The organism is Streptomyces sp. RKAG293, assembly GCF_023701745.1.
Classification (GTDB): Bacteria; Actinomycetota; Actinomycetes; order Streptomycetales; family Streptomycetaceae; genus Actinacidiphila.
In genome coordinates this window covers 5,140,242-5,165,250 of the sequence record NZ_JAJOZB010000001.1, presented here as the reverse complement: position 1 = coordinate 5,165,250, position 25,009 = coordinate 5,140,242, and the positions used below count along the sequence as shown (strand labels likewise).

General features: G+C 68.3%; 20 protein-coding genes and 3 rRNA genes. 3 read left to right on the top strand and 20 right to left on the bottom strand.

The genetic code is table 11. The features are described 5' to 3' along the window. Positions 1 to 8: 8 nt before the first annotated feature. The 10 genes from LNW72_RS23055 to LNW72_RS23010 all read right to left on the bottom strand — a co-directional run bounded on the left by LNW72_RS23055 (position 9) and on the right by LNW72_RS23010 (position 11,028). A complete protein-coding gene (locus LNW72_RS23055; protein ID WP_250977131.1) occupies positions 9 to 1,052 on the bottom strand; it encodes an NAD-dependent epimerase/dehydratase family protein in 1,044 nt (347 codons plus the stop codon). A 225-nt stretch (positions 1,053 to 1,277) separates the two neighbouring features. Next, positions 1,278 to 1,376: a 30S ribosomal protein bS22 gene (locus LNW72_RS23050; protein ID WP_003948845.1), complete on the bottom strand. Its 99-nt coding sequence runs from the start codon at positions 1,374 to 1,376 to the stop codon at positions 1,278 to 1,280. A 115-nt stretch (positions 1,377 to 1,491) separates the two neighbouring features. Further along, positions 1,492 to 1,704 carry a helix-turn-helix domain-containing protein gene (locus tag LNW72_RS23045; protein ID WP_164297503.1) on the bottom strand — a complete coding sequence of 71 codons (213 nt, stop codon included), beginning with the start codon at positions 1,702 to 1,704 and terminating at the stop codon, positions 1,492 to 1,494. A 128-nt stretch (positions 1,705 to 1,832) separates the two neighbouring features. Beyond that, the gene (locus LNW72_RS23040; protein WP_250977130.1) at positions 1,833 to 2,648 is read right to left on the bottom strand and encodes a phosphatase; all 816 of its coding nucleotides are present in this window, start codon (positions 2,646 to 2,648) and stop codon (positions 1,833 to 1,835) included. A 124-nt stretch (positions 2,649 to 2,772) separates the two neighbouring features. After that, positions 2,773 to 3,948, bottom strand: coding sequence for an acetoin utilization protein AcuC (locus LNW72_RS23035; protein WP_250977129.1), 1,176 nt, complete (start codon positions 3,946 to 3,948; stop codon positions 2,773 to 2,775). Continuing rightward, on the bottom strand, positions 3,917 to 5,116 hold the full coding sequence (locus LNW72_RS23030; protein ID WP_250977128.1) for an MFS transporter: 1,200 nt from the start codon (positions 5,114 to 5,116) through the stop codon (positions 3,917 to 3,919). Before LNW72_RS23030 ends, LNW72_RS23035 begins: the two co-directional genes overlap by 32 nt. Positions 5,117 to 5,171: 55 nt before the next feature. After that, on the bottom strand, positions 5,172 to 5,816 hold the full coding sequence (locus LNW72_RS23025; RefSeq protein ID WP_250977127.1) for an HAD family hydrolase: 645 nt from the start codon (positions 5,814 to 5,816) through the stop codon (positions 5,172 to 5,174). Between the two features lie 80 nt (positions 5,817 to 5,896). After that, positions 5,897 to 6,013 (bottom strand): 5S ribosomal RNA (gene rrf, locus LNW72_RS23020). A 78-nt stretch (positions 6,014 to 6,091) separates the two neighbouring features. Then, positions 6,092 to 9,215: ribosomal RNA gene (locus LNW72_RS23015) — 23S ribosomal RNA — on the bottom strand. A gap of 290 nt (positions 9,216 to 9,505) precedes the next feature. Beyond that, positions 9,506 to 11,028: ribosomal RNA gene (locus LNW72_RS23010) — 16S ribosomal RNA — on the bottom strand. Together the 16S, 23S and 5S rRNA genes form the textbook arrangement of a ribosomal RNA operon. Before the next feature lie 832 nt (positions 11,029 to 11,860). Between LNW72_RS23010 and trpS the strand changes: the two genes are divergently transcribed. Beyond that, entirely contained in the window at positions 11,861 to 12,850 is a 990-nt protein-coding gene (gene trpS, locus LNW72_RS23005; protein WP_250977126.1) for a tryptophan--tRNA ligase, read from the top strand. A 71-nt stretch (positions 12,851 to 12,921) separates the two neighbouring features. On the opposite strand, the gene proC is transcribed toward trpS, so the two are convergent. The 3 genes from proC to LNW72_RS22990 form a co-directional block, all read right to left on the bottom strand. Continuing rightward, complete coding sequence (gene proC, locus LNW72_RS23000) at positions 12,922 to 13,731, bottom strand: pyrroline-5-carboxylate reductase (protein WP_250977125.1); 810 nt, start codon at positions 13,729 to 13,731, stop codon at positions 12,922 to 12,924. 115 nt (positions 13,732 to 13,846) lie between these two features. Beyond that, the gene (locus tag LNW72_RS22995) at positions 13,847 to 14,662 is read right to left on the bottom strand and encodes an ABC transporter permease (protein ID WP_250977124.1); all 816 of its coding nucleotides are present in this window, start codon (positions 14,660 to 14,662) and stop codon (positions 13,847 to 13,849) included. After that, complete coding sequence (locus tag LNW72_RS22990; protein ID WP_250977123.1) at positions 14,659 to 15,459, bottom strand: ABC transporter ATP-binding protein; 801 nt, start codon at positions 15,457 to 15,459, stop codon at positions 14,659 to 14,661. Before LNW72_RS22990 ends, LNW72_RS22995 begins: the two co-directional genes overlap by 4 nt. Before the next feature lie 197 nt (positions 15,460 to 15,656). Between LNW72_RS22990 and LNW72_RS22985 the strand changes: the two genes are divergently transcribed. Continuing rightward, positions 15,657 to 16,118: a hypothetical protein gene (locus LNW72_RS22985; protein WP_138354139.1), complete on the top strand. Its 462-nt coding sequence runs from the start codon at positions 15,657 to 15,659 to the stop codon at positions 16,116 to 16,118. 15 nt (positions 16,119 to 16,133) lie between these two features. Here LNW72_RS22985 and LNW72_RS22980 read toward each other — a convergent pair whose 3' ends face one another. From LNW72_RS22980 to LNW72_RS22955, 6 genes are all read right to left on the bottom strand, one after another. Continuing rightward, the gene (locus tag LNW72_RS22980; protein ID WP_250977122.1) at positions 16,134 to 16,892 is read right to left on the bottom strand and encodes a class I SAM-dependent methyltransferase; all 759 of its coding nucleotides are present in this window, start codon (positions 16,890 to 16,892) and stop codon (positions 16,134 to 16,136) included. A gap of 52 nt (positions 16,893 to 16,944) precedes the next feature. Continuing rightward, positions 16,945 to 17,493 carry a hypothetical protein gene (locus tag LNW72_RS22975; protein ID WP_250977121.1) on the bottom strand — a complete coding sequence of 183 codons (549 nt, stop codon included), beginning with the start codon at positions 17,491 to 17,493 and terminating at the stop codon, positions 16,945 to 16,947. A 137-nt stretch (positions 17,494 to 17,630) separates the two neighbouring features. After that, entirely contained in the window at positions 17,631 to 19,472 is a 1,842-nt protein-coding gene (gene ilvD / locus LNW72_RS22970; RefSeq protein WP_250977120.1) for a dihydroxy-acid dehydratase, read from the bottom strand. Between the two features lie 150 nt (positions 19,473 to 19,622). Further along, complete coding sequence (locus LNW72_RS22965; protein WP_250977119.1) at positions 19,623 to 20,300, bottom strand: TetR family transcriptional regulator; 678 nt, start codon at positions 20,298 to 20,300, stop codon at positions 19,623 to 19,625. Next, positions 20,297 to 21,109 carry a sugar phosphate isomerase/epimerase gene (locus LNW72_RS22960; RefSeq protein ID WP_138354157.1) on the bottom strand — a complete coding sequence of 271 codons (813 nt, stop codon included), beginning with the start codon at positions 21,107 to 21,109 and terminating at the stop codon, positions 20,297 to 20,299. The genes LNW72_RS22965 and LNW72_RS22960 overlap by 4 nt, the downstream gene beginning before the upstream one ends. Before the next feature lie 109 nt (positions 21,110 to 21,218). Then, the gene (locus tag LNW72_RS22955; RefSeq protein ID WP_250977118.1) at positions 21,219 to 22,187 is read right to left on the bottom strand and encodes a Ppx/GppA phosphatase family protein; all 969 of its coding nucleotides are present in this window, start codon (positions 22,185 to 22,187) and stop codon (positions 21,219 to 21,221) included. An 89-nt stretch (positions 22,188 to 22,276) separates the two neighbouring features. On the opposite strand from LNW72_RS22955, the gene LNW72_RS22950 reads away from it, so the two are divergent. Further along, positions 22,277 to 23,086 carry a hypothetical protein gene (locus LNW72_RS22950; protein WP_250977117.1) on the top strand — a complete coding sequence of 270 codons (810 nt, stop codon included), beginning with the start codon at positions 22,277 to 22,279 and terminating at the stop codon, positions 23,084 to 23,086. Positions 23,087 to 23,266: 180 nt separating this feature from the next. Here LNW72_RS22950 and LNW72_RS22945 read toward each other — a convergent pair whose 3' ends face one another. After that, positions 23,267 to 24,919: a hypothetical protein gene (locus LNW72_RS22945; protein WP_250977116.1), complete on the bottom strand. Its 1,653-nt coding sequence runs from the start codon at positions 24,917 to 24,919 to the stop codon at positions 23,267 to 23,269. Positions 24,920 to 25,009: the final 90 nt, after the last annotated feature.

Below are 25,009 nucleotides of genomic sequence, written 5' to 3'. Positions count from 1 at the left end.
CGGTGCTCTCACGTCCGGTTGGCGCCCGCGGGAAGTGCGGCGGCGATCGCGTCGACCGTGCGGGCCAGCCGGTCGGGCGGCAGCAGGCCGGGGCCACGGCTGCGGGCGAAGTCGCAGAAGGTCTCGGCCGTCGTGTACCGCGGCACAAAACCGAGCGTCTCACGCATCTGTGTGGTGTCCACCACTCTGCCGTGCGTCAGCAGCCGGATCTGTTCCGGCGAGAAGTCGGTGACCCCCGCCGTGCGCAGCATCTGCCCGACCCAGGTGACGGCGGGCAGCAGCACCGGGACGGTGGGGCGGCCGAGCCGCCTGGCGGTCTGCGACAACAACAGGACGCCGTCGCCCGCGATGTTGAACGTGCCGCTGTTGAGCGTTCCGCGGCGGGCGTCGAGGGAGGCGAGGACCAGCACGTCGGTCACATCGTCCTCGTGCACGAACTGCAGCCGCGGGTCGTAGCCGAACACGGTGGGCAGCGCCGGCAGCGAGAAGTACTCCGCGAGCGGGGAGTCGGCCTGCGGGCCGAGGATGTTGGCGAACCGGAGGACGGCGACCGCCACGTCCGGCCGGCGGCGGGCGAAGCCACGCACATAGCCCTCGACCTCGACCGCGTCCTTGGCGAAGCCACCGCTGGGCAGCGACTTCGGCGGCATGGTCTCGGTGAACACCGCCGGGTCGCGGGGCGCGGAGCCGTAGACGCTGGTCGTCGACTTCACGACGAGGCGGCGCACCGTCGGGGCCTTCTGGCACGCGCCCAGCAGCTGCATCGTGCCGATGACGTTGGTCTCCTTGACCTGCGCCCGGCCGCCGGAGCCCAGCGGGGTGCCGCTGACGTCCATGTGGACGACGGTGTCGACGGCGTGCTGGGCCAGCACCTTGGCGATCATCGGGTGCCGGATGTCCGCCCGGACGAATTCCGCGCTGCCCAGCTGGTGCTCGGGCACCTCGGCGTCCACGCCGATCACCCGGTCGACCTCCGGATCATGCTGGATCCGGCGGACGAACCGGCCGCCGAGCTTTCGCGCGACTCCGGTGACGAGCACCACCTTGCCCACGATTCAGCGCCTTCCGTCAGGGATGTACGCACCGTATCGGTTCGATGTTGCGCTGTGATGACGGCCTCCGGGCCGTTGGCCACGGCTGCTGCACCGGAACGCCCCCCGTACGGCGGGCGTCCCCGCCCCTTCGGCTACCCCCGGGTACCCCGGAAACGCAGCTGCCCTCCCACCACCGTGCGGTGCACGGTGGTGGGAGGGCAGGAAGTGCAGCGAGTGGCTCGCTTACTTCTTGTTGCGACGCTGCACACGCGTACGCTTCAGCAGCTTGCGGTGCTTCTTCTTGGCCATACGCTTGCGCCGCTTCTTGATGACAGAGCCCACGACTACCCTCGCTTCGTTTTCACTCGGTGCGGGGCGTCCGAGCCCACACGACCTACGTCGGCCAAGCCTACCCGCCCCGAGGGGGCGGGTAGAACCGAGGCGGCCGAGGAGGCCGTCAAGCAGATTCCCCCACCCCTACGTAGGACTCACGCAGATAGTCGTGGACGGCTTGTTCTGGCACCCGGAAGGACCTGCCCACCCGGATCGCCGGCAGATGGCCGCTGTGTACCAGTCGGTACACGGTCATCTTGGACACACGCATCACTGAGGCGACCTCCGCCACAGTCAGGAATACGACCTCGTTGAGAGGCCTGTCGCTAGCAGCCATGACACACCTGAACCTTCCGCACATGACGGCCACCGGCTTCCCCTCCGGTGACTCCAGCAGGCACGTGCGCTCCTCCCCAGATTAGGTGCGGGTGATGCAAGTGGGGAAGAGGAGTTGCGATCGGTTGACTACTGTGACAGACACGCTCGATTGAGTACATAGCGTGTAAGCGGCCGGTAGTAATCGGACCGCACAGCGTCATCAAGCGGAACGGCGACGGAAACCCGCCCCTCCGCCTCGGCCACGAAGACCGCCGGATCGTCGGCGTCCGCCAGCCCGATCGCCTCGATGCCCAGCTGACCAGCCCCGCAGACCCACCCGTGATCACCGACCACGAGCCCCGGCAGCTGTCCCCCACGACCGGCCGCGGCGGCCAGTGCGGTACGAACCGGGAGGGGGGAGTGCGTGTGCGCCCCGGGCTCACCCGAGGTGGGGAGCGCATCCACGGTGCGGACCATCGCGACTCCGCCTACGTACCAAAGGTTGTGCTGGCGTAGCCCGAATCGGGTCGGAATGTCGATAGGTCGACCATGCGCGGAGGTGAGGACAGGACATCCCGCCGCCGACAAGGCGGCGGCCAATCCGGCGTAGAAGCCCAGGAGTCGGTGCGGATGACCCGTTCCGATCAGCACCGGAACCCGGTCAACGGCCGCCCGCGCCAATCGTTCCGCAAAAGCGTCGAGCGCCGCCACCGTGCAGTCGGGGTCGATCACATCCTGCCCCGAAGTGTGTCCGGGATCCGGTGAAACCCCGCATCTTTCGGCCATCAGCCGCAACAACTCCGCCGTCCCCCACGCCCCTTCGGGGTCGAGGCCGAGCGTCTGGCGCGGATCCCGTGCCGCGAACATCCGATAACTGAGCAGACTTTTCTCCCGCGGCGTCGCCACGGGACCGGCCAGCCGGGCCGCCAGCAGATGCGCGCGCAGCGCGCCGACACTCAGCACGCCCCCGATACTGCCGTCTATGCCCGCGTCATCCACCCGAAACCGGAAAACGCACCCCTTGCGGGTGATTGGTGCGCAATACCACCCATCCCGCTCGCTCCTCCTGCCCGCACCTGCCGACGGCTCAGGCCAGCAGGCCGTGCAGCGGGAACACCGCCCGCCGGGTCGCCAGAACCGCCTGGTCGAGGCGGTCCGCCGGGTCATACCCCGACTCCTCGAAACTCCGCCAGACGACCGGGTGACGGCCGTCCGTCATCCGCGCGGGCGCCACCGCCCGCGCCGCCCGGTACACCTCGTGCCGCCACGGCTCGGGCGTCTCGGTGGCGGGATCGATCGGCTTGCCCGCGGCGATCGCCACCAGATGCGTCCAGGAGCGCGGTACGACGTCCGTCACCGCGTAGCCGCCCCCGCCGAGCGCCACCCAGCGGCCCTCCGCGTGCTCGTGCGCCAGCTCGTGACAGGCCTCGGCGACGACGCGCTGCGCGTCCAGGCTCACCGCGAGATGCGCCAGCGGGTCCTCGAAATGGGTGTCGGCGCCGTGCTGCGAGACGACGACCTGCGGCCGGAAGGCCGCGATCAGCTCCGGCACGACGGCGTGGAACGCCCGCAGCCACCCCGCGTCGCCCGTCCCGGCCGGCAGCGCGATGTTCACCGCCCCACCCTCGGCGCCGGCGCCCCCGGTCTCCTCCGGCCACCCGGTCTGCGGGAACAGTGTCCGCGGGTGCTCGTGCAGCGAGATCGTCAGAACGCGCGGATCGTCCCAGAAGGCGGCCTGCACCCCGTCCCCGTGGTGCACATCGACATCCACGTAGACCACGCGCTCCGCACCGAGCTCCAGCAGCCGCGCCACCGCCAGCGCCGCGTCGTTGTAGACGCAGAAGCCCGCGGCGGAGCCCGGCATCGCATGGTGCAGGCCGCCGGCGAAGTTCACCGCGTGAGCAACGTCACCGCTCCACACCGCCTCAGCCGCCCCGACGGACTGCCCGGCGATCAGCGCGGAGGCCCGGTGCATCCCCGCGAAGGCCGGGTTGTCCTCGGTACCGAGGCCGTAGTCCAGCTCCACCGAGTGGGGATCGGCGGAGACCCGCCGTACCGCGGCGACGTAGTCGGCGCGGTGCACCAGCCCGAGCGTGGAGTCCCCGGCGGCCGGCGCGGAGGTCACCTTGAGCGCCTGGTCCAGCCCGAAGGCCTCGACCAGCCGCATCGTGAGCGACAGCCGCACCGGGTCCATCGGATGCCCGGGGCCGAAGTCGTAGCCTGTTACCTGCTCATCCCACATCAGCTGTGCGCGGCCGCTCATGGCCGACACGGTATCGGGCCTCACCGGTGTCGAACGACTTGGCATAGAGGAGAGTCGCCAGCACCAGCACCATCGGGATCAGCATCGCGCCCCGGTAGCTCCACGCGTCACCGATCGCACCCACCAGCGGGGCGCCGATCAGGAAACCGACGTAGTTGAAGATGTTCAGCCGCGCGATGGCCGTGTCCGAGGCCCCGGGGAACAGCCGCCCCGCCGCCGCGAACGTCGTCGGCACGATGACGCACAGCCCGAACCCCAGCAGCGTGAACCCGAGCATCCCGGCCCACGGGCCCGGCGCCACCGCGACCACCCCGAACCCGACCGCGGCGAGCACCGTCCCGGCCCGCACCACCGCGGCCCCGCCGAAGCGCCGCACACCGAGGTCCCCGGCCGCCCGGCCCAGCAGCGTCGTCACCATGTAGATGTTGTACGGAACGGTGGACAGCTGCTCCGAGCTGCCGAGCGTGTCCTGGAGGTACTTCGCGCTCCAGTTGGAGACCGTCGAGTCCCCGATGTACGCGAAGGCCATCACCAGGCAGAGCGGCAGCAGCAGCCGCATCACCACGGGTGTCGCCACCGGGGCGGCCGCGCCTTCGGCCACCGGCTCCGGCCGCTGGTCGACGTACCAGCGGCTCGCCATGAGGACGAGCGGGATCAGGACGACGGCGACCGGCGCGTAGAGCACCGCGAGTGACAGATGCCAGTGCGCTCCGGCCCAGGCCAGCGAGGCACCGGTGATGCCGCCGAGGCTGTAGGCGGCGTGGAAGCCGAGCATGATGCTCCGGCCGTAGGTGCGCTGCAGGCTCACACCCAGCATGTTCATGGAGGCGTCGAGCCCGCCGACACAGATGCCGAACAGGCCCAGCGCCACGGCTATCTGCCACATCGCGTTCCCGGAACCCGCCGCGACCAGGACCAGCGCGACCAGCGGCTGGACCCACCGCAGTACGACACTGGGCCGCACCCGCTTCACCAGGTGCTCGGTCGCCACGCTGCCCGCCCCGGCCAGGATCGGCACGGCCGCGAGGAAGACCGGCAGCAGCCCGTCACTGATGCCGTAGCGATCCTGGATCGCCGGGATACGGGTCACGAGCAGAGCGAAAACCACGCCCTGGCTGAAGAAGCTGACCGCCAGCGAGGCCCGGCCATGCCGCAGAGATGCGTCCATGAGCGAGCAGCGTAGATCCCGAAGCTACGGATGAGTAGGTGTTGCGGGTCACAAGTTAGACGATCAGATCCAGGAGCTCGTGCATCTCGCTGAACAGGGCATTGGCGTCCCCGAGCTTGGCCGCGGAAGTCATCGCGGTGAACCCGTATACGTCCATCCCGGCCGCCACGGCCGCCTGCACTCCCAGCGGGCTGTCCTCGACGACCGCGCACCGCCCGGGAGCGACTCCCATCACCTGTGCCGCGTGCAGGAAGAGGTCGGGCGCCGGCTTCCCGCGCCCGACGTCCTGCGAACTGAAGATGCGCTCCTCACCGAAGTGCTCGAAGAGCCCGGTCTTGTGCAGCGCCACCCTGATCCGCTCATGGCTCCCCGACGAGGCGAGGCAGTACGGCACCCCCTCCGCCGCCAGCTTCCCCAGGACGTCCGCGACACCGGGCACCGGCTGGAGGTCCCGCCGGAACGCCTCGAAGACCCGCGCGTGGAAGACGTCGTTGAAGTCCTCCGGCAACTTCTGCCCGGACCGCTCCAGCACCAGTTCATGGACCCGGTGCATCGCGGAGCCCATGTAGTCGCGGATCGACTCCTCGTACGACGTGGGGTGGCCGAGTTCCGTGAGACAGCCGGCCAGGATCCGGTTGGAGATCGGCTCACTGTCCACGAGGACGCCGTCGTTGTCGAAGATGATCAGGTCATAGCGCATGGCACCACTGTAGGGAACGCCGGTCCCGACAACGCAAAGAAGCCCCCAGGCAATAGCCTGGGGGCTTCTTCTCAAAAATTGTTCGGCGGCGTCCTACTCTCCCACAGGGTCCCCCCTGCAGTACCATCGGCGCTGAAAGGCTTAGCTTCCGGGTTCGGAATGTAACCGGGCGTTTCCCTAACGCTATGACCACCGAAACACTATGAAGTTAACCAACCGGATGTTATCACGGTTCGTTACTTCAGAACTACACAGTGGACGCGAAGCAAAAATAGTTAGACAAGCCCTCGGCCTATTAGTACCAGTCAGCTCCACCCGTTACCGGGCTTCCACATCTGGCCTATCAACCCAGTCGTCTACTGGGAGCCTTAACCCCTCAAAGGGGGTGGGAATACTCATCTCGAAGCAGGCTTCCCGCTTAGATGCTTTCAGCGGTTATCCTTTCCGAACGTAGCCAACCAGCCGTGCCCTTGGCAGGACAACTGGCACACCAGAGGTTCGTCCGTCCCGGTCCTCTCGTACTAGGGACAGCCCTTCTCAATATTCCTGCGCGCGCAGCGGATAGGGACCGAACTGTCTCACGACGTTCTAAACCCAGCTCGCGTACCGCTTTAATGGGCGAACAGCCCAACCCTTGGGACCGACTCCAGCCCCAGGATGCGACGAGCCGACATCGAGGTGCCAAACCATCCCGTCGATATGGACTCTTGGGGAAGATCAGCCTGTTATCCCCGGGGTACCTTTTATCCGTTGAGCGACGGCGCTTCCACAAGCCACCGCCGGATCACTAGTCCCGACTTTCGTCCCTGCTCGACCCGTCAGTCTCACAGTCAAGCTCCCTTGTGCACTTACACTCAACACCTGATTGCCAACCAGGCTGAGGGAACCTTTGGGCGCCTCCGTTACTCTTTAGGAGGCAACCGCCCCAGTTAAACTACCCACCAGACACTGTCCCTGATCCGGATCACGGACCGAGGTTAGACATCCAGCACGACCAGAGTGGTATTTCAACGACGACTCCACCATGGCTGGCGCCATGACTTCACAGTCTCCCACCTATCCTACACAAGCCGAACCGAACACCAATATCAAGCTATAGTAAAGGTCCCGGGGTCTTTCCGTCCTGCTGCGCGAAACGAGCATCTTTACTCGTAGTGCAATTTCACCGGGCCTATGGTTGAGACAGTCGAGAAGTCGTTACGCCATTCGTGCAGGTCGGAACTTACCCGACAAGGAATTTCGCTACCTTAGGATGGTTATAGTTACCACCGCCGTTTACTGGCGCTTAAGTTCTCAGCTTCGCCACACCGAAATGTGACTAACCGGTCCCCTTAACGTTCCAGCACCGGGCAGGCGTCAGTCCGTATACATCGCCTTACGGCTTCGCACGGACCTGTGTTTTTAGTAAACAGTCGCTTCTCGCTGGTCTCTGCGGCCACCCCCAGCTCAGGAAGCAAGTTCCCTCACCAGTTGTGGCCCCCCTTCTCCCGAAGTTACGGGGGCATTTTGCCGAGTTCCTTAACCATAGTTCACCCGAACGCCTCGGTATTCTCTACCTGACCACCTGAGTCGGTTTAGGGTACGGGCCGCCATGAAACTCGCTAGAGGCTTTTCTCGACAGCATAGGATCATCCACTTCACCACAATCGGCTCGGCATCAGGTCTCAGACTCAATGTGTGACGGATTTGCCTATCACACGTCCTACACCCTTACCCCGGGACTACCACCGCCCGGGCTGGACTACCTTCCTGCGTCACCCCATCGCTTACCTACTACAGAATCGGGTCGCCGGCTCCACCACTCCCCTCAACTCCGAAGAGATCAGGGCGGCTTCACGGGCTTAGCATCCTCTGGTTCGATACTGGGCGTTTCAAAGCGGGTACCGGAATATCAACCGGTTGTCCATCGACTACGCCTGTCGGCCTCGCCTTAGGTCCCGACTTACCCTGGGCAGATCAGCTTGACCCAGGAACCCTTAGTCAATCGGCGCACACGTTTCCCACGTGTGTATCGCTACTCATGCCTGCATTCTCACTCGTGTACCGTCCACGACTGGCTTCCGCCGCCGCTTCACCCGGCACACGACGCTCCCCTACCCATCCCCGCACCCGTTAGGGCTTCGCACGGGAATGACACGACTTCGGCGGTACGCTTGAGCCCCGCTACATTGTCGGCGCGGAATCACTTGACCAGTGAGCTATTACGCACTCTTTCAAGGATGGCTGCTTCTAAGCCAACCTCCTGGTTGTCTCTGCGACTCCACATCCTTTCCCACTTAGCGTACGCTTAGGGGCCTTAGTCGATGCTCTGGGCTGTTTCCCTCTCGACCATGGAGCTTATCCCCCACAGTCTCACTGCCGCGCTCTCACTTACCGGCATTCGGAGTTTGGCTAAGGTCAGTAACCCGGTAGGGCCCATCGCCTATCCAGTGCTCTACCTCCGGCAAGAAACACGCGACGCTGCACCTAAATGCATTTCGGGGAGAACCAGCTATCACGGAGTTTGATTGGCCTTTCACCCCTAACCACAGGTCATCCCCCAGGTTTTCAACCCTGGTGGGTTCGGTCCTCCACGAAGTCTTACCTCCGCTTCAACCTGCCCATGGCTAGATCACTCCGCTTCGGGTCTTGGGCGCGCGACTCATTCGCCCTATTCGGACTCGCTTTCGCTACGGCTACCCCACACGGGTTAACCTCGCCACACACCGCAAACTCGCAGGCTCATTCTTCAAAAGGCACGCAGTCACGAGATACCAGCAAGCTGGTATCCGACGCTCCCACGGCTTGTAGGCACACGGTTTCAGGTACTATTTCACTCCGCTCCCGCGGTACTTTTCACCATTCCCTCACGGTACTATCCGCTATCGGTCACCAGGGAATATTTAGGCTTAGCGGGTGGTCCCGCCAGATTCACACGGGATTTCTCGGGCCCCGTGCTACTTGGGTGTCGTACAAGCAAGCCGTACAGATTTCAGCTACGGGGGTCTTACCCTCTACGCCGGACCTTTCGCATGTCCTTCGCCTATCCATACGGTTTCTGACTCGCCCAACAGTCGGCAGACTGCTGAAGTACGATCCCACAACCCCGCATACGCAACCCCTGCCGGGTATCACACGCATACGGTTTGGCCTCATCCGGTTTCGCTCGCCACTACTCCCGGAATCACGGTTGTTTTCTCTTCCTGCGGGTACTGAGATGTTTCACTTCCCCGCGTTCCCTCCACATACCCTATGTGTTCAGGTATGGGTGACAGCCCATGACGACTGCCGGGTTTCCCCATTCGGACACCCCCGGATCACAGCTCAGTTGACAGCTCCCCGGGGCCTATCGCGGCCTCTCGCGTCCTTCATCGGTTCCTGGTGCCAAGGCATCCACCGTGCGCCCTTAAAAACTTGCCTTACAGATGCTCGCGTCCACTATGTAGTTCTCAAGCAACGAACCCTCCCCCACACAGCTCCACCCAATGGTGAAGTGTTGTGAGGCCGGCGTCGAGAAGGAACTTTCGTTCCCTCAGGACCCAACAGCGTGCCCAACCCGGTCAACCCATTCTGATTTCCACGCCGAAGCAGTACTCACAGAACAAACAAACCGTGCCGAATAGTCAACGTTCCACCCATGAGCAACCACCGCCGAACAGATGCCGGCGTAATGGCCCTGGACCGTCAATGACGGTCTAGATGCTCCTTAGAAAGGAGGTGATCCAGCCGCACCTTCCGGTACGGCTACCTTGTTACGACTTCGTCCCAATCGCCAGTCCCACCTTCGACGACTCCCTCCCTTGCGGGTTGGGCCATCGGCTTCGGGTGTTACCGACTTTCGTGACGTGACGGGCGGTGTGTACAAGGCCCGGGAACGTATTCACCGCAGCAATGCTGATCTGCGATTACTAGCAACTCCGACTTCATGGGGTCGAGTTGCAGACCCCAATCCGAACTGAGGCCGGCTTTTTGAGATTCGCTCCACCTTGCGGTATCGCAGCTCATTGTACCGACCATTGTAGCACGTGTGCAGCCCAAGACATAAGGGGCATGATGACTTGACGTCGTCCCCACCTTCCTCCGAGTTGACCCCGGCGGTCTCCTGTGAGTCCCCATCACCCCGAAGGGCATGCTGGCAACACAGAACAGGGGTTGCGCTCGTTGCGGGACTTAACCCAACATCTCACGACACGAGCTGACGACAGCCATGCACCACCTGTACACCGACCACAAGGGGGGCCGTATCTCTACGGCTTTCCGGTGTATGTCAAGCCTTGGTAAGGTTCTTCGCGTTGCGTCGAATTAAGCCACATGCTCCGCTGCTTGTGCGGGCCCCCGTCAATTCCTTTGAGTTTTAGCCTTGCGGCCGTACTCCCCAGGCGGGGAACTTAATGCGTTAGCTGCGGCACCGACGACGTGGAATGTCGCCAACACCTAGTTCCCAACGTTTACGGCGTGGACTACCAGGGTATCTAATCCTGTTCGCTCCCCACGCTTTCGCTCCTCAGCGTCAGTAATGGCCCAGAGATCCGCCTTCGCCACCGGTGTTCCTCCTGATATCTGCGCATTTCACCGCTACACCAGGAATTCCGATCTCCCCTACCACACTCTAGTCTGCCCGTATCGAATGCAGACCCGGGGTTAAGCCCCGGGCTTTCACATCCGACGTGACAGACCGCCTACGAGCTCTTTACGCCCAATAATTCCGGACAACGCTCGCACCCTACGTATTACCGCGGCTGCTGGCACGTAGTTAGCCGGTGCTTCTTCTGCAGGTACCGTCACTTGCGCTTCTTCCCTGCTGAAAGAGGTTTACAACCCGAAGGCCGTCATCCCTCACGCGGCGTCGCTGCATCAGGCTTTCGCCCATTGTGCAATATTCCCCACTGCTGCCTCCCGTAGGAGTCTGGGCCGTGTCTCAGTCCCAGTGTGGCCGGTCGCCCTCTCAGGCCGGCTACCCGTCGTCGCCTTGGTAGGCCATTACCCCACCAACAAGCTGATAGGCCGCGGGCTCATCCTTCACCGCCGGAGCTTTTAACCCACCCCCAGGAGGAGGAGAGTGTTATCCGGTATTAGACCCCGTTTCCAGGGCTTGTCCCAGAGTGAAGGGCAGATTGCCCACGTGTTACTCACCCGTTCGCCACTAATCCACCCGAAGGCTTCATCGTTCGACTTGCATGTGTTAAGCACGCCGCCAGCGTTCGTCCTGAGCCAGGATCAAACTCTCCGTGAATGTCTCCACGCAAGAGCGGCACCACCGGCCGGAATAAGGCCCGTGGTGCACAGCGTCCTCGCTGTGTAATTGCCTCCCACCAGTTCCCGTCCCGAAGGACCGGAGGGCGGAAGGACTTTTTCAAAGGAACCACCAAACGAAACCCGAATGGGTTCCGCCCGGGGTGTTTTAAGTCTGGCGTTGACTTTTGGCACGCTGTTGAGTTCTCAAGGAACGGTCGCTTCCTTTGGTGCCGTTTCACCGGCGCCCTCCGGGCTTCCCTTCGTGTTTCCGACTCTATCAGACGCTTTCGCGTCCGATTCCCAGTCAGCGGGTTCCGCCTTCTGCGCTTTCGCGCTTTCCGGCGATTCCGACTCTATCAGAACCTTTCGGGCCTGACTCCCAGTCAGCGGGGCTTGCCATCCGGGCCGTTGAGCCCTTCCGACGAGTGAAACTTTAGCGGAACTTCGGCATCCGATCCAATCGGCTGCTTTCTGTTCCCATTCCGAAAACGCGCACGAAAACAAAACGACTGAGCGTCGTTCGTTCGAATGGCTGTCATCTGGAGTGGCTGCCTCGGGACCGACTCGCGTCGGCGTTCACCGGCGGGCAACTCGGAGAACACTACGCACGCGACCCACCTTCGTCAACTCCATGCCGAGGACACCACCCGGGGGTACCCTGAGCCCCATGACGACGCATGCGCACACCCAGCTCTGGTGGGCCGCCTGAAGGCGGCCGACCCCTGCAGCGCATGCACCCAACGGCCGCCGCTTCGGCGGCCGTTCGCGTATCTCGACCTTGACGCCCGGCCGGCGACCGCGGCGGCCATGACAAGGAAGAAGTCTCTGAGATGACGCGGATCTTCAGCGGAGTGACACCGTCGGGGCACCTCACCCTGGGGAACTACCTCGGCGCCATCCAGCGGTGGGTCTCGGTCGACCAGCACCAGAGCCCGCACCAGGAAGACGCCCTCTTCAGCATCGTCGATCTGCACGCCCTCACCGTCGAACACGAACCGGCCCGGTTGCGACGGCTGACGCGGCAGACGGCGACCCTCCTGCTGGCAGCCGGGCTCGACCCGAAGGTGTGCACGGTATTCGTACAGAGCCACGTGGACGAGCACACCCGGCTGTCGTACGTACTGGAGTGCATCGCCACGGACGGCGAACTGCGGCGCATGATCCAGTACAAGGAGAAATCCGCGAAACAGCAGTCGGTGCGGGTCTCCCTGCTCACCTATCCGGTGCTGATGGCGGCGGACATCCTGGCGTACCGGACCGATGAGGTGCCGGTCGGCGACGATCAGGCGCAGCACGTCGAGCTGTCGCGTGATCTGGCGGTCCGTTTCAACCAGCGGTACGGGCACACGTTCACCGTGCCGCGTGCCGTGGTGCCGCCGGTGGCCGCGCGGGTGATGGATCTGCAGGAGCCGGCTTCCAAGATGAGCAAGTCCGCGAGCGCGACGACCGGGACCATCTCCCTGCTCGACGAGCCGGCGGTGATCCGCAAGAAGGTGATGCGGGCGGTGACGGACAGCGCGTCCGATGTGGAGTACGACCGGGTGGAACGGCCGGGGCTCGCGAATCTGCTGGAGATCCTGGCCGCCTGCACCGGTGGCGAGCCGGCGGCGCTCGCCGCGGGGTACGACTCGTACGGCGCGGTGAAGAAGGACGTGGCGGAGGCGGTCGTCGAACTCCTGCGGCCGTTGCGGGAACGCCACGCCGTGCTCTGCGCCGATCCCGGCTTTCTCGACGCGGTGCTGCGGGACGGCGCCGAGCGGGCGCGCGCCCTCGCGCGGCCGACGGTGGACGCCGCGTACCGGGCGATCGGGCTGCTGTGAGAGGAAGGGGCGGGCCCAGGTGGCCCGCCCCTTCGGAACGTCCGGAGTCCGGAGTCCGGAGTCCGCTGCCCTCAGCCGTTGCCGGAAGCCAGCTCGCGGCTGCGGTCGCGGGCCGCTTCGAGGGCGGCGATCAGCGCGGCGCGCACCCCGTGGTTCTCCAGCTCGCGGATGGCGCTGATGGTGGTGCCGGCCGGTGAGGTCACCGCCTCACGCAGCTTCACCGGGTGCTCGCCGCTGTCGCGCAGCATCACGGCCGCGCCGATCGCCGACTGCACGATCAGGTCGTGCGCCTGGGCGCGCGGCAGTCCGAGCAGGATGCCGGCGTCGGTCATCGCCTCGACCAGGTAGTAGAAGTACGCGGGCCCCGAGCCGGACAGCGCGGTGGCGGCGTCCTGGTGCTTCTCGGGGACGCGCAGCGTCTTGCCGACCGGCTTGAAGATGTCCTCGGTGCGGACGAGATGCGCCTCGGTGGCGTGGCTGCCCGCGGAGATGACGGACATGCCCTCGTCGACCAGCACCGGAGTGTTCGGCATGACGCGGACGACCGCGAGGCCCTCCGTCAGCCGCTCCTCGAAGAACGCGGTCGGGATGCCGGCGGCCGCGCTGATGACGAGGCGGTCGGCGGCGACGTGCGGCGCCAGTTCGTCGAGGAGGGCACCCATGTCCTGCGGCTTCGCCGCGAGGATGAGGGTGTCGGCGGCCTTCGCCGCCTCCGCGTTGCTGACGGCCTCGACGCCGTACCGGGCCCGCAGCTCCTCCGCACGCTCCGGGCGCCGCGCGGTGACGAGCAGGTCGTCGGGCGACCAGCCGGCCCGGATCATGCCGGAGAGGAGGGCCTCGCCGATCTTGCCGGTGCCGAGTACGGCGACTTTCTGGGTCATGGCGTCACCTTCGAGCGGTACGGGGGCTTTCGCCGCCATCCTCGCACCAGGTGCGCCGCCCGCGGCTTTTCGGTCCAACTGCCGGTACGGACCGCGTGAGGCGGTAGGGGCCGCGTCAGGTGGTGCGGCGGCGGAGGGTGGCCGCCCCCAGGGCCAGGGCCACCAGGGCGCACGCGGCGACGACGGCCAGGTCGCGGACGAAGTCGCCGGTGACTCCGGTGTGCTGGACGACCTGCGTCATGCCGTCGACCGCGTACGACATGGGCAGCACGTCGGAGGCGGCGGCGAGCACCGGCTGCATGGTGTCGCGCGGCACGAGGAGCCCGCACATCAGCAGCTGCGGGAGGAGCACCGCCGGCATGAATTGGACGGCCTGGAACTCGCTGGCCGCGAACGCGCTGACGAAGAGGCCGAGGGCGATGCCCAGGAACGCGTCGGCGAGGGCGATGACGAGGAGCAGCCAGGGCGAGCCGACGACGTCGAGGCCCAGCCCCCAGACGGCGAGCCCGGTGGCGAGGCAGGCCTGGACGACGGCGACGCCGCCGAACGCGAGGGCGTAGCCGCCGAGCAGGTCGGCCTTGCCCAGCGGCATGGACAGCAGCCGCTCCAGCGTGCCGGAGGTGCGTTCGCGGAGGGTGGCGATCGAGGTGACCAGGAACATCAGGATGAGCGGGAAGATGCCGAGGAGTGACGCTCCGACCTGGTCGAAGGTGTGCTGCTTGCCGTCGTATACCCAGCTCAGCACCGCGAGCAGCACGCAGGGGACGACCAGCATCAGGGCGATGGTGCGGGGGTCGTGGCCGAGCTGGCGCAGGACCCGGCGGGCGGTGGCGAGGGTGCGCGGGAGGGAGAAGGCGCGGGGAGCGCGTCCGGCCGGAGCCTGGGTGGGGTCCCTCGGAAGAGTGGTGGCGAGTGTCGGGTGGGCGTTCATTTTGCCTGCTCCTGGCGGGTGTCGGGGAGGGTGACGACGTTCGTGCGGTGGCCGGAGCCGGCGTTGGCCGCGTCCACGAGGTGGAGGAAGGCCTCCTCGACGGTTGCGGAGCCGGTGGACTCGCGCAGCCCGTCGGGGGTGTCGTCGGCGAGGATGCCGCCCTCGCGCATGAGGAGCAGGCGGTGGCAGCGTTCGGCCTCGTCCATGACGTGCGAGGAGATCAGGACGGTGGCGCCGCGCTCGTCGGCGAGGCGGTGGAAGAGCTGCCACAGGTCGCGGCGCAGGACGGGGTCGAGGCCGACGGTGGGTTCGTCGAGGACGAGGAGTTCGGGTTCGCCGAGCAGGGCGACCGCGAGGGAGACCCGGCCGCGCTGGCCGCCGGAGAGGTTTCCGGCGAGCGAGTCCGCGTGGGATTCGAGGTCGACGTCGGTGAGGGCGCGGTTCACGTGCTCGCGGCGGGCGGCGCGGGTCAGGCCGAGGACGGACGCGTAGTAGTCGAGGTTCTGGCGGGCGGTGAGGTCGGTGTAGACGGACGGCGCCTGGGTGACGTAGCCGACGGCGGAGCGGAGCCGGGGATGGCCGGCGGCGAGGCCCAGGACGTCGAGGGTGCCGGTGACGTGCGCCTGGGTGCCGACGATCGCGCGCATGAGGGTGGATTTGCCGCAGCCGCTGGGGCCCAGCAGACCGGTGACCTGACCGCGCGGGACGGTGAACTCGAGGCCGTTCAGGACGGTGCGGCTGCCACGGACGACGGTGAGTCCGTCGGCCCGTACCGCCGGTTCAAATTTATTCATCATGTGATGAATATCCTCCGCCGACGGGTGCCCGTCAAGCACCCGGCGGGAGATCGTCGAGGTCCGGACGGGAGCTCGTCGAGCAGCGGTGTCCGGTCGTCGCGCACCGGTGCCCATGGGGGCGGGGGGCCGGGTCGGTCGGGGTCTGCTCAGGGTCATCCCCTATGGCGTTCAAGAGGCGGCCGCAGGACCGTGGCGGTATGAGGCGTTCATCCCGCGACATCGATGTGACCAGGTCCGAGAAGCGGCAGCTGGCCGTGGCCTCGGCGACGCTCGGGCCCTGGCGGCCCGCCGCGGCCGTGGGAGCGCTGGGCGGCGGAGTCTCGCTCGCGCTCCATGCCATCGGGGGCGACTTCGGACTCGGCATGGTCGTCAGTGCGCTGTCCGTCGCCCTGATGCTGTTCTTCCTCGTCGGCGGCGCCGGCGCGGTGCTCGGCACCAGCGCCAAGGCCGACCGCCGGATCCGCCGCTGGGCGCGCGCGCATCCCTGGCAGGTGGCGGTGGTGCCGGCCGGGCTGCTCTTCGTCTCCGACTTCGTGATGCGGCAGATCCTGAGCAGCGAGGGCTTCTTCGGCAGCCTGTGGGACGGCCTGTGGCGTGGCGCGATCGTGGCCGCGGTGGTGGGTTCCGTCGGCGCGGTGGCGGCTTCGCGCCGCAGTTGATCCTGGCGGGGGGGCTCAGGCCCGGAGGGCCACCGTCACATCCGTGACGTACGGCTCGTCGAGCACGCCGTCGGGGAACAGTGCGAGCAGTTCCTCGCGCTCCGCGCGCAGGACCGGCTCCGCTTCCGCACCCAGTACGGCGAGGAACGAGTGGGTGCCGAGGGTCCGGAGCCGGTCGTCCACGGTGATCCGGCGCGACCACCGGACGGAGCGCGTCCCGGTGCGGACCGCGAAGGGCGCGAGCAGGCCGGAGGCGGTGTGCGAGAAGCCCGGCGCCCGGTAGCCGGGGCAGCGTTCGGCGAGCCGCGCCTCCTGGTCGGCGACCCAGCCGTGGCTCAGGTCGGGCACGTTCCACCAAAGGGCCAGCGCGCCGTCACGGCGCAGTACGCGCAGTGCCTCGGGGACCGAGCGGGCCGGCTCCGTCCAGTGCCAGGCCTGGGCGTACGTCACGAAGTCGGCGGCGCCGTCCGCGAAGGGCAGCGCGTTGCCGTCGGCCCTGACGAGCGGGACGGCGGGCAGTGCGGCGCGGAGCTGTGCGGCCATGCCCTCGCCGGGTTCCACCGCGGTGACGCGCGCGCCGCGCTCCCGCAGCAGACGGGTCCCGATGCCGGTGCCCGCGCCCACGTCGATGACCGAGGCCCCCGTCAGCGAGCGGCCGGCGAGCTCCTCGACGGCGTCGAACAGCGCGGGCGGATAGCTGGGGCGGGCGGCCGCGTACTCGGCCGCGATCGCGTTGAACGACCTGGCCAGTTCGGTGTGCGACGACGACGTCATACGAACTCCCCGGCTACCGCTGGGCGGTGCCCCCAGATCGGCCGGACATACCCTAGCCGCGCTTGCGCTTCTTGGCGGCGGCGCGGGCGGCCGGGTTGCCGGTGCGGGTGCCGCGGCGGCGGGTGTGCTGTTCGCGGGCGCGCTCGTACTCGGCGCGGTGGAGTTTCTCGCCGGGGGCCTCGATGAGGGCGCGGACGCAGTAGGCGAGCAGGGTGCCGATGAAACCGATCAGCAGAATGCCCTGCGCGGAGCTCGCCGCCGCGTCGGAACCCCGGCCGCCGGGCTCGGGGCGGCGGATGAAGCCCTCCCAGGTCTTGCGGAAGGCCAGCGCGCTGCAGACGGCGAACGCCACGACGACGAGCAGTCCGACGAAGGTCCCGACCTTCGCGATGCTCAGGCCCTGGAAACCGAAGCGGAGCACGAACGCACCGGCCGCGGCGGCGGCCAGCGCGCCGGCGGCGACGCCGGCGCGGCGCAGGGCGTAGCCGCCGTCGTGGTGCACCCAGGTCGTGCCGAAGAAACGCAGGGGCTCGGGCTGGGGGCCGTCGGACGCCGCGGGTTCCGGCTGGTCGTGCGGCTTGGTCTGGGGGTCGTCGTCCACGGTTCGATTATCGCCGAACGACACGGCCTCCGGAGACCACAAAGGGACGTATCGGAAAAACCACCCCTGACGCACCGCTGCCCCGGCCGGTCGGGATGATCGACCGGTCGGGGCGGCGGAAGGGCTCCTGCTGCGTTCTAGCCTTCGAGCTTGCTGACGTCGCGGACCGCGCCCTTGTCCGCGCTGGTCACCATCGCGGCGTAGGCGCGCAGGGCCGGCGAGACCTTGCGCACGCGGCCCTTGGGGGCGTAGACGCCGCCCAACGCCTCGCGGCGGGCGGCGAGTTCCTCGTCGGGAACGATGAGGTTGACGCCGCGGTTCGGGATGTCGATGCGGATCAGGTCGCCGTCCTCGACGAGGGCGATGGTGCCGCCGGACGCCGCTTCCGGGGAGCAGTGGCCGATCGACAGCCCCGAGGTACCGCCGGAGAAGCGGCCGTCGGTGATGAGCGCGCAGGCCTTGCCCAGACCGCGGCCCTTGAGGAACGAGGTCGGGTAGAGCATCTCCTGCATGCCGGGGCCGCCCTTGGGGCCCTCGTAGCGGATGACGACGACGTCGCCCTCCTTGACACGCTTGGTGAGGATCGCGTCGACGGCGGCCTCCTGGGACTCCACCACGACGGCGGGGCCCTCGAAGGTCCAGATCGACTCGTCGACACCGGCGGTCTTCACGACGCAGCCGTCCACGGCGAGGTTGCCGTACAGGATCGCCAGGCCGCCCTCGGTGGAGTAGGCGTGCGCGGCGTCGCGGATGCAGCCGTTGGCGGCGTCCGTGTCGAGGGTGTCCCAGCGCTCGGACTGCGAGAAGGCGGACGCGGAGCGGACGCAGCCGGGGGCGGCGTGGAAGAGCTCGACGGCCTCGGGCGACGGGGAGCCGCCGCGGATGTCCCAGCTCTTGAGCCAGTCGGCGAGCGAGGGCGAGTGCACGGTGTGCACGTCCTCGTTCAGCAGGCCCGCGCGGTACAGCTCGCCGAGGATGGCGGGGATGCCGCCGGCCCGGTGCACGTCCTCCATGTAGTAGTCGCCGTTCGGCGCGACCTTCGACAGACAGGGCAGTCGGCGCGAGAGCGCGTCGATGTCCGCCATGTCGAAGTCGACCTCGGCCTCCTGCGCGGCGGCCATCAGGTGCAGGATCGTGTTGGTCGAGCCGCCCATGGCGATGTCGAGCGCCACGGCGTTCTCGAAGGCGGCACGGGTCGCGATGTTGCGCGGCAGGACGGTCTCGTCGTTCTGCTCGTAGTACCGCTTGGTGATGTCGACGATGGTCCGGCCGGCGTCCTGGTACAGCGCCTTGCGGGAGGTGTGGGTGGCCAGCACCGAACCGTTGCCGGGCAGCGCCAGACCGATCGCCTCGGCGAGGCAGTTCATCGAGTTGGCGGTGAACATGCCGGAACACGAGCCGCAGGTCGGGCAGGCGTTCTCCTCGATGCGGAGGATGTCCTCGTCCGAGACGTTCTCGTTGACCGCGTCGGAGATCGCGTTGACCAGGTCGAGCTTGCGGACGGTGCCGTCGACGAGGGTGGCCTTGCCGGCCTCCATCGGACCGCCGGAGACGAAGACGACCGGGATGTTGAGGCGCAGGGCGGCCATCAGCATGCCGGGCGTGATCTTGTCGCAGTTCGAGATGCAGATCAGCGCGTCCGCGCAGTGCGCCTCGACCATGTACTCGACGGAGTCGGCGATCAGGTCGCGCGAGGGCAGCGAGTAGAGCATGCCGCCGTGGCCCATCGCGATGCCGTCGTCGACCGCGATGGTGTTGAACTCACGCGGGACGGCGCCCGCCGCCAGGATCGCCTCGGAGACGATCCGGCCGACCGGCTGAAGATGGGTGTGACCCGGTACGAACTCGGTGAAGCTGTTGGCGACCGCGATGATCGGCTTGCCGATGTCGGCGCTGGCCACACCGGAAGCGCGCATCAGAGCGCGGGCCCCCGCCATGTTCCTGCCGTGGGTGACCGTTCGTGACCTCAGATCGGGCACGGTAGCTCCACTCCCTCAAGTTCGTCCTCGGATCCTTCCGACACTACGCCGAGGTTCCACGCTCTGGACAGCCTGTCCGGAATGCGGGACGAACGGGTCATATCCCGGTCACGGTGCGGCCGTGGCACGGCCAGGCCCCGCCACGTCCGGTCACGCCTCGGTCAGGTAGCGCTGCAGCGTAGGCGCCACCAGCGCGACGATGTCCTCGACATCGGCCGAGGCCAGCGGCTCCACCTTGATCACGTAGCGCAGGATCGCGATCCCGACCATCTGCGAGGCGGCCAGCTCGGCCCGCAGCTTCGGCTCCGGCACCCGCAGGTCCTCCGCGATGCGCTCCAGCAGCATGCGCAGCAGGAACCCGCGCAGTACGGCCGCCGCCGTCTCGTGCGTCAGCGCGGACCGGACCACGGCCAGCAGCGGACCGCGCGTCGCCGGGTTCTCCCAGACGCCGAGGAAGTAGCGGGCGAGCCGCTCACCGATGCCGTCGGGGCCCGGCCCCACCACGTCGGGCACCTGCAGCGCGGGCTCGAAGGACGTCTCGATCGCCGCCGCGAAGACCTGCTCCTTGGTGCCGAAGTAATGGTGCACCAGCGCCGGGTCCACCCCCGCCGCCTTCGCGATCGAACGGACCGACGTCTTGTCGTAGCCGCGCGCCGAGAACTCGGCGCGGGCGGCGGACAGGATGCGGTCCCGCGAGCCGGTCGCCCCGGCCCGCGTCCCGCTGGGACGCCCACGCCGACGCGGCTCGCCCTTCGGTGCGGCCTGCGATCCGGCTCCGGAGACGTGGTCCGGCCCGGCCGGCGGGTCGCCCTTCGCGCGGGACGTCACGCGCCGGGGACCCTGGCCGCCGTGGCCAGGTGGAGCCGGGTGAAGGCCAGCGCCTCGGCGAGATCCGCCTCACGTTCGGCGGCGGACATCGCCCGCCGCGTGTTGACCTCGACGACCACATGGCCGGTGAACCCGCTCAGCGCGAGCCGTTCCAGCAGCTCCGCGCAGGGCTGGCCGCCACGGCCCGGCACCAGGTGCTCGTCCTTGGCCGAGCCGTTGCCGTCGGCGAGATGGACGTGCGCGAGCCGGTCACCCATCCGGTCGACCATGTCCAGGGCCGCGCTGCGGGACGTGGAGGCATGCGACAGGTCCACGGTGAAGTGCCGGTAGTCGTCCTTGGTGACGTCCCAGTCGGGCGCGTATGCGAGCATCTCGCGATCGCGGTACCGCCACGGGTACATGTTCTCGACGGCGAAGCGGACATCGGTCTCGTCCGCCATCCGCCAGATGCCCCGGACGAAATCGCGCGCGTAGTTGCGCTGCCACCGGAAGGGCGGATGCACGACGACGGTCGACGCGCCCAGCGTCTCGGCCGCCGCGCGCGCCCGCTGGAGCTTGATCCAGGGGTCGGTGGACCACACCCGCTGGGTGATCAGCAGGCACGGTGCGTGCACGGCGAGGATCGGGACGTGGTGATAGTCCGAGAGCCGGCGCAGCGCCTCTATGTCCTGGCTGACCGGATCGGTCCACACCATGACCTCGACGCCGTCGTAGCCGAGCCGGGCCGCGATCTCGAAGGCCGTCGCCGTGGATTCCGGATAGACGGAGGCCGTGGACAGCGCGACCTTCGCGTCCGGCACCCGGACCACATGTCCGGGCGCGGGAACGCCGTACGCCTGCCGGTCCGCGTACGCCTTATGGTCCGCTCGTTCAGCCACGGGAGACAGCGTACGGCGACGGGTCAGCCGAACGGCACTCTCATCTGCGCCGACGTGACACGGTCAACATGGATCCGCGCTCATTCCCCATAAGGTCGAGTTTGCGGAGAATCACCCCTTCACGCAGCGCCCACGGACAGATCTCCAGCTCCGCGACCCCGAAGAGGTCCATCGCCGCCTCCGCCACCAGCGCCCCCGCCAGCAGCTGGCCCGCGCGGCCCTCGGAGACCCCCGGCAGCTGCGCGCGCTCGGCCCGGCGCATGGTCGTCAGCCGGGGCACCCACTCCTCCAGCGACCTGCGGGTCAGCGACCGCTGGGTGTACACGCCGTCGGCGCTGCGGGCGGCGCCCGCGATCCGTGCGAGCTGCTTGAACGTCTTCGACGTGCCCACCGTGTGGTCGGGGCGGCCGAGCCGGGAGAACTCCGCGACCGTGCGGGCGATCTCGGCCCGCACATGCTTGCGCAGCGCGCGCACGTCATCCGTGGCGGGCGGGTCGCCGGGCAGCCAGGTGCTGGTCAGCCGGCCCGCGCCGAGCGGCAGCGAGACCGCCGCGTCCGGGTCCTCGTCCATGCCGTAGCCGACTTCGAGGGAACCGCCGCCGATGTCCAGAACCAGCAGCCGGCCCGCCGACCAGCCGAACCAGCGGCGCACCGCGAGGAACGTCAGCCGGGCCTCGTCCTCGCCGGACAGCACCGTGAGCGTCACACCGGTCTCGGCGGCGACCCGGGCGAGCACCGCCTCGCCGTTGGCCGCCTCCCGGACCGCCGAGGTGGCGAACGCCAGCACGTCCTCGGCGCCCTTGTCCTCCGCGACCCGCAGCGCCTGCGAGAGGGTCGCCACCAGCCGGTCGACGCCCTCCAGGCTGATCGCACCCCGGTCGTCGAGCAGTTCCGCCAACCGCAGATCCGCCTTGTGGGAGTAGGCGGGCAGCGGGCGCGCGCCCGGGTGCGCGTCCATCACCAGTAGGTGAACGGTGTTGGAACCCACGTCGAGCACTCCGAGTCGCATGGGACAGACGCTAGCGCCCATCCGCGCCGCACATGGTGCGGGGGGCGCCACAGACGTTGTCGGGGCTCCCGGCGATCTACCCTGGCGGCGTGGCGAAGAACGTGGCAAAGAAGCTCAAGCAGTCCAAAAAGTCCCAGCAGCGGTCCGTGCCCGACGAGGTCGGTCCGGACTTCGCCCGCGCCTGGGTCGAGTTCCCCGACCCGGCCGACGACGAACAGCTGTTCCGTTGCGACCTCACCTGGCTCACCTCCCGCTGGACCTGCATCTTCGGCCAGGGCTGCCAGGGCATCGTCGCCGGCCGGGCCGCCGACGGATGCTGCTCGCTGGGCGCGCACTTCTCCGACGAGGAGGACGAGCAGCGCGTCGCCGGCCACGCCGCCCGGCTCACACCCGAGACCTGGCAGTTCCATGACCTCGGCACCAAGAAGGACGGCGCCTGGGCCATGGTCAACGAGGACGGTGAACGCCAGACCCGCGTCGTCGACGGCGCCTGCATCTTCAGCAACCGGGCCGGCTTCGCCGGCGGGCAGGGCTGCGCACTGCACGCCCTCGCGCTGCGGGAGGGCAAGGAGCCGCTGGAGACCAAGCCGGACGTGTGCTGGCAGCTGCCGATCCGGCGTACGTACGACTGGGTGGACCGGCCGGACGAGACGCGGGTGCTGGTCGTCTCGATCGCGGAGTACGACCGGAGGGGGTGGGGGCCGGGGGGGCATGACCTGCATTGGTGGTGCACGAGTGCTACGTCGGCCCATGGGGCGGGGGATCCGGTGTACGTGTCGTACCGGCCGGAGCTGACGGAACTGATGGGTGCGGCGGGGTATGGGCGGCTGGTGGAGCTCTGTGAGGAGCGGCTGGCCGCGTTGTTGCCGATGGCTCCGCATCCGGCGGACCCCGCGTAGCGCGTCGCGTCGTTTGTGGGTCGGGGGCCGGGTCCTCCGGAGGAGGGGTCCGAAATCGACTATTTAGGGCCTGGCGGCCCACAAATGGCTCGGCAGCATTTCGGACCCCTCCTCCTCCGGCCCCGGCCCCCTCGCGTCACAGCGCCCGCGCCGTTCTCACACCGCCCGTGGTCCCGGCGCTCAGCTCGTTGCTGGGGCTGAGGACGACTCGCTCGGCGTCGGAGTCGGAGTCGGCCCCGGTGTTGTCGTGGTCGGGGTGGGGGTTGGGGGCTCCGTGTGGGTCGGGGTCGGGGTGGGGGGTTTGGTGTGGGTGGGGGGTGTGGAGTTGCCTCGGACCGTGACCACTGCTCCGGAGGGGTTCAGGACGATGCGGGCGGTCCAAGGGCCTGAGGGTTCCGTGGAGTGGTCGATCGTGACGGTGAGGGTGGTCGACTCGCCGGGGCGGAGGTCTCCGGTGGTGGCGCTCAGGGTCATCCAGTAGGCGGGGGTGGAGGCGGTCCAGTGGACGGGGGCGTCGCCGGTGGCGGTGAGGGTGATGAGGGTGGTGCCGCCGTGGGATCCGGCGGTGACGGTGAGGTGGCCGGGGGCGCCTGGGGTGGGGGTGCCGGGTGGGGTGGACGGTGCGGCGGAGGTGTCGACGCTGACCGTTGTTCCTGGCGTTCGGGGGGTCGCCGAGTGGCGGGTGTCGTTGGAGCCGGTGCTGCCCGCCTTCTCGTACGGGTGGCCGTCGATGCCGTCGGCCCCGTCCCGTTCGCTGGCGGAGATGCCGCCGCCCGGCTGGTCGGTGCCGATCGGCGCGCCCCGGTAGGCGGCCCAGAGGGCGAGTACCGGGGCCGCGACGACGGCGGCGACGACCGTGGTGGTGACGGCGCGGTGCCGCAGCTGGGCCCGGCGGGCCGCGCGGTCCTTGTGGTCCAGGGGGAAGCCGCGCCGGTCGAAGCGCGGGGTGCCCTCGCGGCTGCGTCCTGCGCCGTCGCGCATGGAGTGCATGAGGGCGGCGTACGCGGCGGACCGTGGTGCTTCGAGCATGGTGAGCACGGCGGTCGCCGCGGTGGTGGCGGCGCCGGGCCAGGGGCCTCCGACGACGGCCCGCTCGGCGGTGAGCCGGCACTCCGGGCAGTCGTCGACATGGCGGACGAGTTCCCGGCGCAGGGCCGTGCCGAGCAGCACCTGGGTGTCACCGGCCAGCCGCGCGACGGCCGCGCAGGTGCCGACCTCGACGACGGCGAGCGCGGCGCGGGTGCGTTCGACCTCGCAGGCGGCGCGGGCGAGGAGCGCGCGGGCCGCGTCCGCCTCGATGCCGAGAACGTGGCCGACCTCGTGCGGTGGGAGCTGGTGGCGGACCGCGAGTTCGAGGGCCTCGCGCTGCTCGGGGGTGGTGCCGGCGGCCTCCGGCCAGGCGAGGGCGGCGAGCTGGCCACGGCGCTCGGTGGCGACCGCCTCCGACATGCGGGGCAGATCGGGCCGGCCGGCCGCTAGGCGGCGGCGGCAGGACCAGCGGGCGAGGGCGTAGAGCCAGGGGCGGCGCAGCCCGGCGTCGCGGAGCCGGCCGCGCTGCCGTTCGGCGAGGGCCAGCACCTCGCCGAGCGCGGCCGCGGCCGCGTCGTGCTCGCAGAGGACGGCGAGGCAGTAGGTGAACAGCCCGTCCAGATAGGGCTCGTAGTGGGCCGGGGGCTGCATCGGCAGCGTGCCGTGCGGGCGCCGGTCCTTGCGGTCGCGCTGTTCCGGACGCGGTTCGGGGCGCGTCCGGGACGCCGTCGCCCGGTGCTTGCGGTGCGTACCGGTGCGAGGGCCGGTACCGGCGTCCTGGGGGTGGGTCTCCTGCCTGCTCATCACCTGGCGACGGTAGGGCGGCGGGAGCACAAGTCTCAGGCGTCCCCGTGAGCGTTAACCCGTATGGGTGGTGATGCCGCTCAAAAGGGG

Coding starts and splice junctions, on each gene's coding strand:
- LNW72_RS23045 (WP_164297503.1), bottom strand. CDS start 1,704: ATGGCTGCTAGCGACAGGCCTCTCAACGAGGTCGTATTCCTGACTGTG.
- LNW72_RS23035 (WP_250977129.1), bottom strand. CDS start 3,948: ATGAGCGGCCGCGCACAGCTGATGTGGGATGAGCAGGTAACAGGCTAC.
- LNW72_RS23030 (WP_250977128.1), bottom strand. CDS start 5,116: ATGGACGCATCTCTGCGGCATGGCCGGGCCTCGCTGGCGGTCAGCTTC.
- LNW72_RS23025 (WP_250977127.1), bottom strand. CDS start 5,816: ATGCGCTATGACCTGATCATCTTCGACAACGACGGCGTCCTCGTGGAC.
- trpS (WP_250977126.1), top strand. CDS start 11,861: ATGACGCGGATCTTCAGCGGAGTGACACCGTCGGGGCACCTCACCCTG.
- proC (WP_250977125.1), bottom strand. CDS start 13,731: ATGACCCAGAAAGTCGCCGTACTCGGCACCGGCAAGATCGGCGAGGCC.
- LNW72_RS22995 (WP_250977124.1), bottom strand. CDS start 14,662: ATGAACGCCCACCCGACACTCGCCACCACTCTTCCGAGGGACCCCACC.
- LNW72_RS22990 (WP_250977123.1), bottom strand. CDS start 15,459: ATGATGAATAAATTTGAACCGGCGGTACGGGCCGACGGACTCACCGTC.
- LNW72_RS22985 (WP_138354139.1), top strand. CDS start 15,657: ATGAGGCGTTCATCCCGCGACATCGATGTGACCAGGTCCGAGAAGCGG.
- LNW72_RS22980 (WP_250977122.1), bottom strand. CDS start 16,892: ATGACGTCGTCGTCGCACACCGAACTGGCCAGGTCGTTCAACGCGATC.
- LNW72_RS22955 (WP_250977118.1), bottom strand. CDS start 22,187: ATGCGACTCGGAGTGCTCGACGTGGGTTCCAACACCGTTCACCTACTG.
- LNW72_RS22945 (WP_250977116.1), bottom strand. CDS start 24,919: ATGAGCAGGCAGGAGACCCACCCCCAGGACGCCGGTACCGGCCCTCGC.